A 14,300-nucleotide genomic window follows, 5' to 3' on the forward strand; every position below is an offset into this window, starting at 1 on the left:
GTCAGGCCTCCGTTCCGGGGGTCTCCGCCGGAGCAGCGGCTGCGGCCTCGGCCTTGGGGGCCTCGGCAGCGGCGTTCTGCTGCTGCGGCTTGCGGCCACCGCGGCCGCCACGCTCGCCACCGCGGCGCGGGCGGTCGTTGCCGCCACCGCGGGCCGGGCGGTTACCCGCACGGGCGGCAGCGTTCTCGGCACGCACCTCGGCGATGTTCTTGACGTCGCCCTTGTAGATCCAGACCTTCACGCCGATGCGGCCGAAGGTGGTCTTGGCCTCGAAGAAGCCGTAGTCGACGTTCGCACGGAGCGTGTGCAGGGGCACACGGCCCTCGCGGTAGAACTCCGAGCGGGACATCTCGGCGCCGCCGAGACGGCCACCACACTGGATCTTGATGCCCTTGGCGCCGGCCTTCATCGTCGACTGCATGCTCTTACGCATGGCGCGACGGAAGGAGACGCGGGAGGACAGCTGCTCGGCGACGGCCTGGGCCACCAGCTGAGCGTCGGTCTCGGGGTTCTTGACCTCGAGGATGTTCAGCTGGACCTGCTTGCCGGTCAGCTTCTCCAGCTCGCCGCGGATGCGGTCCGCCTCGGCGCCGCGGCGGCCGATGACGATGCCCGGACGAGCGGTGTGGATGTCAACGCGGACGCGCTCACGGGTGCGCTCGATCTCCACCTTGGAGATACCGGCGCGCTCCATGCCCTTCGTCATCATGCGACGAATGGCGACGTCTTCCTTGACGTAGTCCTTGTACAGCTTGTCGGCGTACCAGCGGGACTTGAAGTCCGTCGTGACGCCGAGCCGGAACCCGTGCGGGTTTACCTTCTGGCCCATTACCGGGTTCCTTCCTTGCTGCTGACGACCACGGTGATGTGGCTGGTCCGCTTGCGGATCCGGTAGGCACGGCCCTGAGCACGCGGACGGAACCGCTTCAGGGTCGGGCCCTCGTCGACGAACGCCTCGCTGATAACCAGCGTGGAGGCGTCCGTGTGGTCGTAGTTGTGCGCGGCGTTGGCAATGGCGCTGTCCAGCACCTTGCCCACCGGCACGCTCGCGGCCTGCGGGGCGAAACGCAGGACCGCCTGAGCCTCCGTGGCATCCATGCCACGGATAAGGTCCACCACGCGGCGGGCCTTCATGGGCGTGACGCGGATGTACCGCGCCTGGGCCCTGGCTTCCATGGTTGTCCCTTCGGTGTCAGTCATAGTCTTCGCACTCCGGTCGATCAGCGACGACGCGACTTGCGGTCGTCCTTCTCGTGGCCGCGGAAGGTGCGGGTCGGCGCAAACTCGCCGAGCTTGTGGCCAACCATCGACTCGGTGACGAACACCGGGACGTGCTTGCGGCCGTCATGCACCGCGATCGTGTGACCGAGCATGGCCGGGACGATCATGGAGCGGCGGGACCAGGTCTTGATGACGTTCTTGGTGCCGGCATCGTTCTGAACATCCACCTTCTTGGAAAGGTGGTCGTCGACGAAGGGCCCCTTCTTGAGACTGCGCGGCATCTAAACCCGCTCCTAGCGCTTCTTGTTCGTCTTGCGGCGGCGGACGATGTACTTGTTGCTCGCCTTCTTCGGCGAACGAGTACGACCCTCCTTCTGACCCCACGGCGAGACCGGGTGGCGACCACCGGAGGTCTTGCCCTCACCACCACCGTGCGGGTGGTCGACGGGGTTCATCACGACACCACGCACGGTCGGGCGGACGCCCTTCCAGCGCATGCGGCCGGCCTTACCCCAGTTGATGTTCGACTGCTCGGCGTTGCCGACCTCGCCAACGGTGGCGCGGCAGCGGACGTCGACCAGGCGGATCTCACCGGACGGCATACGAAGGTGAGCCATGCGGCCCTCCTTCGCCAGCAGCTGCACGGAGGCACCGGCCGAGCGGGCGAACTTCGCACCGCCGCCCGGACGCAGCTCGATCGCGTGGATCGTCGTACCCACGGGGATGTGGCGCAGCGGCAGGTTGTTGCCCGGCTTGATGTCGGCGCCAGGGCCGTTCTCAATCCGAGCACCCTGGACCAGGCCACGGGGCGCGATGATGTAGCGCTTCTCGCCGTCTGCGTAGTGCAGCAGCGCGATGCGCGCGGTGCGGTTCGGGTCGTACTCGATGTGCGCGACCTTGGCCGGCACGCCGTCCTTGTCGTGACGACGGAAGTCGATCACTCGGTAGGCGCGCTTGTGGCCACCGCCCTGGTGGCGAACGGTCACACGACCGGCGTTGTTACGGCCGCCCTTGCTGTGCAGCGGGCGGACCAGCGACTTCTCCGGCGTGGACCGCGTGATCTCGACAAAGTCGGCGACGCTGGAGCCACGACGGCCCGGGGTCGTCGGCTTGTACTTGCGGATACCCATTTCTCAGTCCTCGTCCGATTCCGGACGACTCGGACTCCGTTAGGAGACCGGGCCGCCGAAGATGTCGATACGGTCGCCCTCGGCGAGGGTCACGATGGCGCGCTTGGTGTCTGCGCGCTTGCCGTAACCGGTGCGGGTGCGCTTGCGCTTGCCCTGCCGGTTGATCGTGTTGACCCCGGTGACCTTGACCGAGAAGACCGCCTCGACGGCCTGCTTGATCTGGGTCTTGTTGCTGCCGGGCGCGACGATGAACGTGTACTTGTTCTCGTCCAGCAGCGCGTAGCTCTTCTCGGAAACCACGGGCTTGACGAGAACGTCGCGCGGGTCCGTGAAGGTCTTGCTGGTGACGACGGCCTCAGTCATCAGGCGTCGCTCCCTTCGGTCTCAGCGTTGGCCTTGGGGCCAGACACGAAGGACTCGAAGGCGGCCTTGGTGAAGACCACGTCGTCGGAGACGAGCACGTCGTACGTGTTCAGCTGGCCCGGCTCCAGGATGTGGACCTGGGGCAGGTTGCGGGCGGACAGCCACGCGGCCTCGTCGCTGCGCTCGGCGACCAGGAGCACGTTCTTGCGCTCGCTGACCTTGCCGAGGAGAGTCTTGGCGGCCTTGGTGGAGATGTCGCCCTCGACCACGCCGGAAACGACGTGGATACGGCTGTTGCGGGCCCGGTCGGTGAGGGCACCGCGCAGGGCGGCGGCCTTCATCTTCTTCGGGGTCCGCTGGCTGTAGTCACGCGGCACGGGGCCGTGGACGATGCCACCGCCGGCGAACTGCGGCGCACGGGTCGAACCCTGACGCGCCCGGCCGGTGCCCTTCTGGCGGTACGGCTTCTTGCCACCGCCGCGGACCTCGCCGCGAGTCTTGGTCTTGTGCGTGCCCTGACGGGCCGCGGCCAGCTGCGCGACAACGACCTGGTGGATCAGCGGAACGCTGACCTTCGCGTCGAAGATCTCCGTGGGGAGCTCGACGGTACCGGCCTTGTCGCCTGCCGGCGAAAGGATGTCAATGGTGCTCATCGGTTACCTCAGGCCCCCTTGGCCGCGGTACGGACCAGGACGAGGCCGCCGTTCGGACCAGGAACTGCGCCCTTGATGAGCAGCAGACCCTTCTCCGCGTCAACGGCGTGGACGGTCAGGTTCTGGGTGGTGACCCGCTCATTGCCCATACGGCCGGCCATCCGCATGCCCTTGAACACACGGCCCGGGGTGGCGCAGCCACCGATGGAGCCAGGCTTACGGTGCACGCGGTGGGCACCGTGGGACGCCTTGCCGCCGTGGAAGCCGTGACGCTTCATGACGCCGGCGAAGCCCTTGCCCTTGCTCTTGCCGGTCACGTCCACCTTGACGCCGGACTCGAAGGTCTCAGCGGTCAGCTCCTGGCCGAGGGTGTACTCACCGGCGTCGGTGGTACGGACCTCGACGAGGTGACGACGGGGGGTGACGTCGGCCTTCGCGAAGTGGCCCTTGAGGGGCTTGTTCACCTTGCGCGGGTCGATCTCGCCGAAGGCGATCTGGACGGAGTCGTAGCCGTCCTGGTCATTGGTGCGCACCTGGGTAACGACACAGGGGCCGGCCTTGACCACAGTGACCGGGACGACACGGTTGTTCTCGTCCCAGACCTGGGTCATGCCGAGCTTCTCGCCCAGGATGCCCTTGATCTGCTTAGCCATCTCTTCCGCGCCTCTCAGAGCTTGATCTCGATGTCAACGCCGGCCGGAAGGTCCAGGCGCATCAGCGAGTCAACGGTCTTGGGCGTCGGGTCGAGGATGTCGATCAGGCGCTTGTGCGTGCGCATCTCGAAGTGCTCGCGCGCGTCCTTGTACTTGTGCGGCGACTTGATGACGCAGTACACGTTCTTCTCAGTGGGCAGCGGCACCGGGCCCGCGACCGACGCACCAGTACGGGTCACCGTTTCGACGATCTTCTTCGCCGAGGAGTCGATGACCTCGTGGTCGTAGGCCTTGAGCCGGATGCGGATCTTCTGTCCCGCCATGGCTACTTCGTAGTCCTGTCTCTCGTAAACGCTCTGGGACCCGATGCGCTGCGCTCCCTGAGGAGTGCCGTTCTTCTCCGACCCACGCGGTCGGGCGTGTCGCGCCCCTTCCCGTAGATCCCCACAAGGGGAATCCTTCAAGAAGGAGACGGCAGGGGAAGAACACCCACCGGGCGCCTGGCCGAGGCACCCCGCTGAGCTTCCCGGAAGATTCCCGTATTTCCGGCCCTGAGAAGGGACGACGAATACCTGGGACTCGCTTCCAGTCCTCCCGGCGGGAGGCGCGCAGCATCGGCACTCAACCGAGCAACCTGGACAGTGTGCCACACCTGGGACGCGTAAGGCTAATCGGGGCCCAACTGTCAAGGAGCCCCGCCCACCTGATGGCGGGCAGGGCTCCTCGTCATGCTTTTCCGGGGCAGCGCCCCGGACCCCCGGCCCGAAGGCCGGGAGCTACCGGATCGACCGGATCAGCGAAATTACTTCGTGATCTTGGTGACCTGGCCGGCGCCGACGGTCCGGCCACCCTCACGGATGGCGAACTTCAGGCCCTCCTCCATGGCGACCGGCTGGATCAGCTGGACCGACATCTCGGTGTTGTCGCCCGGCATGACCATCTCGGTGCCCTCGGGGAGGGTCACAACGCCGGTCACGTCAGTCGTACGGAAGTAGAACTGCGGACGGTAGTTGTTGAAGAACGGCGTGTGGCGGCCACCCTCGTCCTTGGAGAGGATGTAGGCCTGCGCCTCGAACTCGGTGTGCGGCGTGACCGAACCCGGCTTGATGATGACCTGGCCGCGCTCGACGTCCTCGCGCTTGATGCCACGGAGGAGCAGACCGACGTTCTCACCGGCCTGGCCCTCGTCGAGGAGCTTCCGGAACATCTCGATGCCGGTGACCGTGGTGGTGGTCTTCTCGGTCTTGATGCCGATGATGTCGACGGTCTCGTTGACCTTGAGGACACCACGCTCGATACGACCGGTGACAACGGTGCCACGGCCGGTGATCGTGAAGACGTCCTCGATCGGCATCAGGAACGGCTTGTCGACGTCACGCTCGGGCTGCGGGATCGACTCGTCGACCGCGGCCATGAGCTTGAGGACGGAGTCGCCCCACTCCTTGTCGCCCTCGAGCGCCTTGAGCGCCGAGACCTTGACGACCGGAACGTCGTCGCCGGGGAACTCGTACTCGGAGAGGAGCTCACGGACCTCGAGCTCGACGAGCTCCAGGATCTCCTCGTCGTCCACCATGTCGGCCTTGTTCAGGGCGACAACGATGTAGGGAACGCCGACCTGGCGGGCCAGGAGCACGTGCTCCTTGGTCTGCGGCATCGGGCCGTCGGTGGCGGCAACCACGAGGATGGCGCCGTCCATCTGCGCCGCACCCGTGATCATGTTCTTGATGTAGTCCGCGTGACCGGGGCAGTCGACGTGGGCGTAGTGACGGTTCTCCGTCTGGTACTCGACGTGCGCGATCGAGATCGTGATACCGCGCTGGCGCTCCTCAGGAGCCTTGTCGATCTGGTCGAAGGCCGAGGCCTCGTTCAGCTCCGGGTACGCGTCGTGCAGCACCTTGGTAATGGCGGCCGTGAGGGTCGTCTTACCGTGGTCGATGTGACCGATGGTGCCGATGTTGACGTGCGGCTTAGTCCGCTCGAACTTCGCCTTCGCCACTGGTTCCTCCTGAAGTGGTTCTGTACGCCTTACTCATCGGCGCCAGGTGATCTTTGCTGGGATGCCGGCTGACGGGGCAATCCTCACGGATTGCGGGGATTGCCCCCTCAGACGGTGTCAAGCCTAAAGCGTGTTCCGCCTCAGCGGAGACGGGACTACTCGCCCTTGGCCTTCGCGATGATCTCCTCGGCGACGTTCCGGGGAACCTCGGCGTAGGAGTCGAACTGCATCGAGTAGCTTGCGCGACCCGACGTCTTGCTGCGGAGGTCTCCGACGTAGCCGAACATCTCCGAGAGCGGGACCACGCCCGTGACGAGCTTGGCGCCGCTGCGGTCCTCCATGGACTGGATCAGACCACGGCGGGAGTTGATGTCGCCGATCACGTCGCCCATGTAGTCCTCGGGCGTCGTGATCTCGACCTTCATCATCGGCTCGAGCAGGGCCGGGGAGGCCTTGCGCGCGGCCTCCTTGAAGGCCATCGAACCGGCGATCTTGAAGGCCATTTCCGACGAGTCGACCTCGTGGAACGCACCGTCGAGGAGGGTGACCTTGACACCGGTCAGCGGGTAGCCGGCGAGAACACCGAACTCCATGGCCTCCTGGCAGCCCGCGTCCACGGACGGGATGTACTCCCGCGGGATACGGCCACCGGTGACCTTGTTCTCGAACTCGTAACCGTCGCCCTCGAGGGGCGCGATCGCGATCTGCACCTTCGCGAACTGGCCGGAACCACCAGTCTGCTTCTTGTGCGTGTAGTCGAGACGCTCGACCGGCTTGCGCAGGGTCTCGCGGTAGGCGACCTGCGGCTTGCCGACGTTGGCCTCGACCCGGAACTCACGCTTCATACGGTCGACCAGCACGTCGAGGTGCAGCTCGCCCATACCCGCGATGATGGTCTGGCCGGTCTCCTCGTCGGTGTGCACCTGGAACGAGGGGTCCTCTTCGGCGAGGCGCTGGATGGCGACACCCAGCTTCTCCTGGTCGCCCTTGGACTTGGGCTCGATGGCGACCTGGATGACCGGGGCCGGGAACTCCATCGATTCCAGGATGACCGGGTTGCTGGAGTCGCACAGGGTCTCACCGGTGGTGGTCTGCTTCAGACCCATGACGGCGACGATGTCACCGGCACCCACCGCCTCGATCTCCTCACGCTTGTTCGCGTGCATCCGGTAGATCTTGCCGATGCGCTCCTTCTTGCCCTTCACCGAGTTCTGCACCTGCGAGCCGGCCTCGAGGCGGCCCGAGTACACCCGGATGAAGGTGAGCTTGCCCAGGTGGGGGTCGCTCGCAATCTTGAACGCAAGAGCGGACAGCGGCTCGTCCTCGGACGGCTTGCGCTTGATGACCTCGTCCGGGTCGCTGACGGCGTGGCCCTCGATGGCCTCGACGTCCAGCGGGGAGGGGAGGTAGCGCACGACCGCGTCGAGCAGGGGCTGCACGCCCTTGTTCTTGAACGCGGTACCGCAGAACACCGGGGTGACGGTGGTGTTCTCAGCCTTGCCCGACGCGATGGTGATCCGGCGGATCGCCGCGTAGAGCTGCTCCACGGTGGGCTCCTGGCCCTCCAGGTACAGCTCCATGATCTCTTCGTCGTTCTCGGCGACGGCCTCGAGGAGCTTGCCGCGCCACTCGTCGGCCGCCTCGATGTGCGTGTCCGGGATGTCGACGGTGTCGTACATCTCGCCCTTGGCAGCCTCGGCCGACCAGACCAGGGCCTTCATGGTGACGAGGTCGACGACGCCCTTGAAGTCCGCCTCGGTGCCGATCGGCAGCTGCATCACGATCGGGGTCGCGCCCAGGCGGTCCACGATCATGTCGACGCAGCGGTGGAACTCGGCGCCCGTGCGGTCGAGCTTGTTGACGAAGCAGATACGCGGAACGCCGTAGCGGTCCGCCTGACGCCAGACGGTCTCGGACTGGGGCTCGACACCGGCAACGCCGTCGAACACCGTCACCGCACCGTCCAGGACGCGCAGCGAGCGCTCCACCTCGACCGTGAAGTCGACGTGGCCCGGGGTGTCGATGATGTTGATGGTGTTGTCGACGTCTTCCAGCGGCCAGTGGCAGGTCGTCGCGGCAGACGTGATGGTGATGCCGCGCTCCTGCTCCTGCTCCATCCAGTCCATCGTGGCAGCGCCGTCGTGGACTTCACCGATCTTGTAAGAGACACCGGTGTAGAACAGGATCCGCTCGGTGGTGGTCGTCTTGCCCGCGTCGATGTGGGCCATGATCCCGATGTTGCGGACCTTGGCCAGGTCAAGCGAAGTGGTGGCCATAGTGGCTCAATCTTCTCTCGGTCTCGATGTGGGTTGCGACTACCAGCGGTAGTGCGCGAAGGCCTTGTTGGACTCGGCCATCTTGTGCGTGTCCTCACGCTTCTTGACCGAAGCGCCGAGGCCGTTGGAGGCGTCGAGCAGTTCGTTCATGAGGCGCTCGGTCATGGTCTTCTCGCGGCGGGCGCGGGAGTAGCCCACGAGCCAGCGCAGCGAGAGGGTGCCGGCGCGGCCGGGCTTGACCTCGACCGGAACCTGGTAGGTCGCGCCACCGACACGGCGGGACTTGACCTCAAGGGTCGGCTTGATGTTCTCGAGCGCGCGCTTGAGCGTGATGACCGGGTCGTTACCGGTCTTCTCGCGCAGACCCTCCATGGCGCCGTAAACGATGCGCTCGGCGGTGGAGCGCTTTCCGTTCAGCAGAACCTTGTTGATGAGGGAGGTCACCAGAGGAGAGCCGTAGACCGGGTCGATGATGACCGGGCGCTTCGGGGCGGGGCCCTTACGAGGCATTCTTACTTCTCCTTCTTGGCGCCGTAGCGGCTGCGAGCCTGCTTGCGGTTCTTGACGCCCTGCGTGTCGAGGGAGCCGCGGATGATCTTGTACCGAACACCCGGCAGGTCCTTCACACGACCACCACGCACGAGCACGATCGAGTGCTCCTGCAGGTTGTGGCCCTCACCCGGAATGTAAGCGGTGACCTCGATCCCGCTGGTCAGACGCACACGCGCGACCTTACGCAGGGCCGAGTTCGGCTTCTTCGGGGTGGTCGTGAAAACACGCGTGCAGACGCCACGGCGCTGGGGCGAACCCTCGAGCGCGGGCGTCTTGTTCTTCTCGACCTTGTCCTGCCGGCCCTTTCGGACCAGCTGCTGGATCGTAGGCACCGTTTCTCCGGTTTCTGTGTGCCAGTCTCGGTAAAGCTAACCTGGAACATTCCCCGACCCACGCGGTCGGGTGTGTCGAATACTGCAGTCCGGTCCCTCGCTGGAACGAGTGAGGCGGCAGATTGCGGTGTCAAAACCCGGCTTCCGTGCTGGTCGCACTCCGACCGCAGTCCCCTCGGGGCCTCACGGCCCGGCAGGCACTCCAGTGGGAGATTGCGCGCACGGCAGCCCAGGGACACCCCAGGCACAAGGTCAGAGCGTACCTACCGCATGGGCTGCGGTCAAAACAAATGCACACGCGAAGGACACGCCGGACTCCACACGGCGATGCGGTCACGGTAGTGCGATCCACGGCCTTACGGAAGAAGGCGCCACGTCCCGGTGCCGGCCCTCCCCCGGCGGCGCCGGGTACCACCGGACAGCCGCCGGCCGCGCACCGGAAGGTCCTAGAGGTTGACCGCGGCGGAGAGGATGAACACCAGCAGGAACAGGGCCCAGCCGCCGATCGCCAGCCAGCCCAGGATCAGCCCCGTCAGCGCCTGGCCGTCACCGCGCTCCCCGGACCGGCGGATCTCGGCCCGCGCCTTGTGTCCCAGGATCACCGCGGGAATCGCCGTCAGGCCCCACGTCACCGGCGTCATGATCCCGCAGACCAGCGCACCCGTCGCCGAGCTGTTCGTCGTCACCGGCACCGGCATCTGCATCGGCATGAAGGTGGCCGGCACCATCGGCCGCTGCGGCACGAACTGCGCCTGCGGCACCGGTCCCTGCGGCAGATCCGCGACCAGCATCTGCAGTTCGCCGTGTGTCTGCGCCTTGTAGGCCCGCCCGAGCCGCTGCTCGTACTCCGGCTGCTGCAGCCGCCCCTCGGCGAATCCCGCCTTGAGCACATCGACCGCCCGCTCACGATCGGCGTGCGAGGCACGCATGGCAGGCACCTGATGCGACGGCTGAGCCGGCTGACCGCCCTGCCACGGCTGGAATGCCACTTCGCGACCCTCCCCCCGCTCGACAGTTCCCCCATCTTCTCATCACAGACGCAGCAATGGGAGGACAAGTTCCCTCGCGCGGCCCACTACCTGACGGGACCGCGCCACTCAGGTGCCGCGGCAACACGCCGCAGGGCGGCCACCCCTGAGGGGTGACCGCCCTGTCGCTGTCGTACCGGCCGTCGTGCCGGTACGCATCGGCTTACTGGTTGTACGGACCGTAGTCGTAGTCCTCCAGCGGGACCGCCTGGCCGGAGCCGGTGCCGAAGGGCGAGTAGTCGATGTCGTCGTAACCGACGGCCGAGTACATCGCGGCCTTCGCCTCCTCGGTGGGCTCGACCCGGATGTTGCGGTAGCGGGACAGGCCCGTACCGGCCGGGATGAGCTTACCGATGATGACGTTCTCCTTGAGGCCGATCAGGGAGTCCGACTTGGCGTTGATCGCCGCGTCGGTCAGGACCCTGGTCGTCTCCTGGAAGGACGCCGCCGACAGCCACGACTCGGTGGCCAGCGAGGCCTTGGTGATACCCATCAGCTGCGGACGGCCGGAGGCCGGGTGGCCACCCTCCGCCACGACCCGACGGTTCTCACCCTCGAACTTCGTGCGCTCCACCAGCTCGCCCGGCAGCAGCTCCGCGTCGCCGGACTCGATGATCGTCACACGGCGCAGCATCTGCCGGATGATGATCTCGATGTGCTTGTCGTGGATCGCCACGCCCTGGCTGTTGTAGACCTTCTGGACCTCGCCGACCAGGTGGACCTGGACGGCACGCTGGCCGAGAATCCGCAGCACGTCGTGCGGGTTGACGGCACCCACGGTCAGCGGCTGGCCGACCGTGACGTGGTCGCCCTCGCCCACCAGGAGACGGGCACGCTTCGAGACGCCGTAGGCGGTCTCGTCGCTGCCGTCGTCCGGGGTGACGACGAGCTTCTTGGTCTTCTCGGTCTCCTCGATACGGACGCGGCCGGCCGCCTCCGAGATCGGGGCGACACCCTTGGGCGTACGGGCCTCGAAGAGCTCGACGACACGCGGCAGACCCAGGGTGATGTCGTCACCGGCCACACCACCGGTGTGGAAGGTACGCATCGTCAGCTGGGTGCCGGGCTCACCGATGGACTGGGCGGCGATGATGCCGACCGCCTCACCGATGTCGACCAGCTTGCCGGTGGCCAGCGAACGGCCGTAGCAGAAGGCACAGGTGCCGACCGCGGACTCACAGGTCAGGACCGAGCGGGTCTTGACCTCCTCGACGCCCGCGTTGACCAGCGCGTCGATGAGCACGTCACCGAGGTCGACGTTCGCCGGGGCGACGACCTTGCCGTCGACGACGACGTCCTCGGCGAGCATCCGGGCGTAGACGCTGGACTCCACGTCGTCCGCCTTGCGCAGGACACCGGCGGCGTCCTTCGAGGCGATCCGCAGCTTGAGGCCGCGCTCGGTGCCGCAGTCCTCCTCGCGAATGATGACGTCCTGGGAGACGTCGACCAGACGACGGGTGAGGTAGCCGGAGTCGGCGGTACGCAGGGCGGTGTCCGCCAGACCCTTACGGGCACCGTGCGTGGAGATGAAGTACTCCAGCACGGACAGACCCTCGCGGAACGACGCCTTAATGGGACGCGGGATGGTCTCGTTCTTGGCGTTCGACACCAGACCACGCATACCGGCGATCTGCCGCATCTGCATCATGTTTCCTCGGGCACCCGAGTCAACCATCATGAAGATGGGGTTCGTCTTGGGGAAGTTCTCATTCATCGCCTCGGAGACCTCGTTGGTCGCCTTGGTCCAGATGTTGATGAGTTCCTGCGTGCGCTCGTCCTTGGTGATCAGACCGCGCTCGTACTGCTTCTGGACCTTCTCGTCCTGGGCCTCGTAGCCCGCGACGATGGCCTTCTTGGCCTCCGGCACGACGATGTCCGAGACGGCGACGGTGACGCCGGAACGGGTCGCCCAGTGGAAGCCGGCCGCCTTCAGGTTGTCGAGCGTCGCCGCCACGATGACCTTGGGGTAGCGCTCGGCCAGGTCGTTGACGATCGCGGAGAGCTGCTTCTTGCCCACCGAGTAGTCGACGAACGGGTAGTCCTCGGGCAGCAGCTCGTTGAAGAGCGCACGGCCCAGGGTCGTCCGCAGCCGGAAGCTGTCGCCCTGCTGCCACTCGGGCTCGCCCTCTTCCGGAACCGGCGGGGTCCAGCCACGGGGCGGGACGGTGCCGATCGGGAAGCGGATGTCGACCTTCGCCTGGAGCGAGAGCTCCTTGGCGTCGAACGCCATGATCGCCTCGGCGGTCGAGCCGAACGCCCGGCCCTCACCGATGACCTTGCGCTCCTCCTCATCCGTGGTGAGGAAGAAGAGGCCGAGCACCATGTCCTGGGTCGGCATGGTGACCGGACGGCCGTCGGCCGGCTTGAGGATGTTGTTCGAGGACAGCATCAGGATGCGGGCCTCGGCCTGGGCCTCCGCGGACAGCGGGAGGTGGACGGCCATCTGGTCACCGTCGAAGTCCGCGTTGAACGCGGTGCAGACGAGCGGGTGAATCTGAATGGCCTTGCCCTCGACCAGCTGCGGCTCGAAGGCCTGGATGCCCAGACGGTGCAGCGTGGGCGCACGGTTCAGCAGCACCGGGTGCTCGGCGATGACCTCTTCGAGCACGTCGTAGACGACCGTGCGGCCGCGCTCGACCATGCGCTTCGCGCTCTTGATGTTCTGCGCGTGGTTGAGGTCCACCAGGCGCTTCATCACGAACGGCTTGAAGAGCTCCAGCGCCATGGCCTTGGGCAGACCACACTGGTGCAGCTTCAGCTGCGGGCCGACGACGATGACGGAACGCGCCGAGTAGTCGACTCGCTTACCGAGCAGGTTCTGACGGAACCGGCCCTGCTTACCCTTCAGCATGTCGCTGAGGGACTTCAGCGGGCGGTTACCGGGACCGGTGACCGGGCGACCGCGACGACCGTTGTCGAAGAGGGCGTCCACGGCCTCCTGGAGCATGCGCTTCTCGTTGTTCACGATGATCTCGGGCGCACCGAGGTCGAGAAGCCGCTTCAGGCGGTTGTTGCGGTTGATCACACGGCGGTACAGGTCGTTCAGGTCGGAGGTCGCGAAGCGGCCACCGTCCAGCTGCACCATCGGACGCAGGTCCGGCGGGATCACCGGGATGCAGTCCAGCACCATGCCCTTGGGGCTGTTGCGGGTCTGCAGGAAGGCGGAGACGACCTTGAGGCGCTTGAGCGCACGGGTCTTCTTCTGGCCCTTGCCGGTACGGATGATCTCGCGGAGGCGCTCGGCCTCCTCGTCGAGGTCGAAGGTCTCCAGGCGCTTCTGCAGGGCAGCGGCGCCCATGGAGCCGTCGAAGTACGTGCCGAAGCGGTCCCGCAGCTCGCGGTAGAGCAGCTCGTCGCCCTCCAGGTCCTGGACCTTGAGGTTCTTGAAGCGGTTCCAGACCTCGTCGAGACGGTCGATCTCGCGCTGCGCACGGTCGCGCAGCTGCTTCATCTCGCGCTCGGCACCCTCGCGCACCTTGCGGCGGACGTCGGCCTTGGCGCCCTCGGCCTCCAGCTCGGCCAGGTCGGTCTCGAGCTTCTTGGCGCGGGCCTCCAGGTCGGAGTCGCGGCGCTGCTCGATCTGCTGACGCTCGACGGAGACGTGCGCCTCCAGCGAGGGCAGGTCGCGCGTACGGCGCTCCTCGTCCACCCACGTGATCATGTAGGCGGCGAAGTAGATGACCTTCTCGAGGTCCTTGGGCGCGAGGTCCAGCAGGTAGCCCAGCCGGCTCGGCACGCCCTTGAAGTACCAGATGTGGGTCACGGGAGCGGCCAGCTCGATGTGGCCCATCCGCTCGCGTCGCACCTTGGCGCGAGTGACCTCGACGCCGCAGCGCTCGCAGATGATGCCCTTGAAGCGGACGCGCTTGTACTTACCGCAGTAGCACTCCCAGTCCCGGGTCGGACCGAAGATCTTCTCGCAGAAGAGTCCGTCCTTTTCGGGCTTGAGCGTGCGGTAGTTGATGGTCTCGGGCTTCTTGACCTCGCCGTGGCTCCACTGACGGATGTCGTCAGCGGTGGCCAGACCGATCCGGAGCTCATCGAAGAAGTTGACGTCGAGCACTATGCGTCAATCCCTCTCAGGGTTGTAAGTCTT

14 protein-coding genes are annotated in these 14,300 nt (G+C 66.3%); all 14 read right to left on the reverse strand.

Annotated elements, in window-relative coordinates; translation table 11 throughout:
- Position 1: 1 nt before the first annotated feature.
- Positions 2 to 829 carry a 30S ribosomal protein S3 gene (gene rpsC, locus ACGFN2_RS29195; RefSeq protein ID WP_159744866.1) on the reverse strand — a complete coding sequence of 276 codons (828 nt, stop codon included), beginning with the start codon at positions 827 to 829 and terminating at the stop codon, positions 2 to 4.
- The gene (rplV, locus tag ACGFN2_RS29200; RefSeq protein WP_159747089.1) at positions 829 to 1,176 is read right to left on the reverse strand and encodes a 50S ribosomal protein L22; all 348 of its coding nucleotides are present in this window, start codon (positions 1,174 to 1,176) and stop codon (positions 829 to 831) included. Before rplV ends, rpsC begins: the two co-directional genes overlap by 1 nt.
- A 44-nt stretch (positions 1,177 to 1,220) precedes the next feature.
- Positions 1,221 to 1,502 carry a 30S ribosomal protein S19 gene (gene rpsS / locus ACGFN2_RS29205; RefSeq protein WP_018090899.1) on the reverse strand — a complete coding sequence of 94 codons (282 nt, stop codon included), beginning with the start codon at positions 1,500 to 1,502 and terminating at the stop codon, positions 1,221 to 1,223.
- Between the two features lie 12 nt (positions 1,503 to 1,514).
- On the reverse strand, positions 1,515 to 2,351 hold the full coding sequence (gene rplB, locus ACGFN2_RS29210) for a 50S ribosomal protein L2 (RefSeq protein ID WP_042155863.1): 837 nt from the start codon (positions 2,349 to 2,351) through the stop codon (positions 1,515 to 1,517).
- A gap of 39 nt (positions 2,352 to 2,390) precedes the next feature.
- Positions 2,391 to 2,714: a 50S ribosomal protein L23 gene (rplW, locus tag ACGFN2_RS29215; RefSeq protein ID WP_069567068.1), complete on the reverse strand. Its 324-nt coding sequence runs from the start codon at positions 2,712 to 2,714 to the stop codon at positions 2,391 to 2,393.
- Entirely contained in the window at positions 2,714 to 3,367 is a 654-nt protein-coding gene (gene rplD / locus ACGFN2_RS29220; RefSeq protein ID WP_362605932.1) for a 50S ribosomal protein L4, read from the reverse strand. Before rplD ends, rplW begins: the two co-directional genes overlap by 1 nt.
- A gap of 8 nt (positions 3,368 to 3,375) precedes the next feature.
- Positions 3,376 to 4,020, reverse strand: a complete 645-nt coding sequence (gene rplC / locus ACGFN2_RS29225; RefSeq protein ID WP_018090903.1) for a 50S ribosomal protein L3 — start codon at positions 4,018 to 4,020, stop codon at positions 3,376 to 3,378.
- Between the two features lie 14 nt (positions 4,021 to 4,034).
- A complete protein-coding gene (rpsJ, locus tag ACGFN2_RS29230) occupies positions 4,035 to 4,343 on the reverse strand; it encodes a 30S ribosomal protein S10 (RefSeq protein WP_014054162.1) in 309 nt (102 codons plus the stop codon).
- A 479-nt stretch (positions 4,344 to 4,822) separates the two neighbouring features.
- Positions 4,823 to 6,016 (reverse strand): elongation factor Tu, encoded by a 1,194-nt coding sequence (gene tuf / locus ACGFN2_RS29235; RefSeq protein WP_042155854.1) that lies wholly within the window; start codon positions 6,014 to 6,016, stop codon positions 4,823 to 4,825.
- Between the two features lie 155 nt (positions 6,017 to 6,171).
- Entirely contained in the window at positions 6,172 to 8,292 is a 2,121-nt protein-coding gene (fusA, locus tag ACGFN2_RS29240) for an elongation factor G (protein ID WP_362605929.1), read from the reverse strand.
- A gap of 39 nt (positions 8,293 to 8,331) precedes the next feature.
- Complete coding sequence (rpsG, locus tag ACGFN2_RS29245; protein WP_085925683.1) at positions 8,332 to 8,802, reverse strand: 30S ribosomal protein S7; 471 nt, start codon at positions 8,800 to 8,802, stop codon at positions 8,332 to 8,334.
- A 2-nt stretch (positions 8,803 to 8,804) separates the two neighbouring features.
- A complete protein-coding gene (rpsL, locus tag ACGFN2_RS29250; protein WP_003948652.1) occupies positions 8,805 to 9,176 on the reverse strand; it encodes a 30S ribosomal protein S12 in 372 nt (123 codons plus the stop codon).
- A gap of 446 nt (positions 9,177 to 9,622) precedes the next feature.
- On the reverse strand, positions 9,623 to 10,105 hold the full coding sequence (locus tag ACGFN2_RS29255) for a DUF1707 and DUF4190 domain-containing protein (RefSeq protein ID WP_362605926.1): 483 nt from the start codon (positions 10,103 to 10,105) through the stop codon (positions 9,623 to 9,625).
- A gap of 262 nt (positions 10,106 to 10,367) precedes the next feature.
- Complete coding sequence (locus tag ACGFN2_RS29260) at positions 10,368 to 14,267, reverse strand: DNA-directed RNA polymerase subunit beta' (RefSeq protein WP_362605923.1); 3,900 nt, start codon at positions 14,265 to 14,267, stop codon at positions 10,368 to 10,370.
- Positions 14,268 to 14,300: the final 33 nt, after the last annotated feature.

Origin of the sequence: Streptomyces sp. NPDC048612, from assembly GCF_043199295.1 — a bacterium.
In the GTDB taxonomy this organism is placed as follows: Bacteria; Actinomycetota; Actinomycetes; order Streptomycetales; family Streptomycetaceae; genus Streptomyces.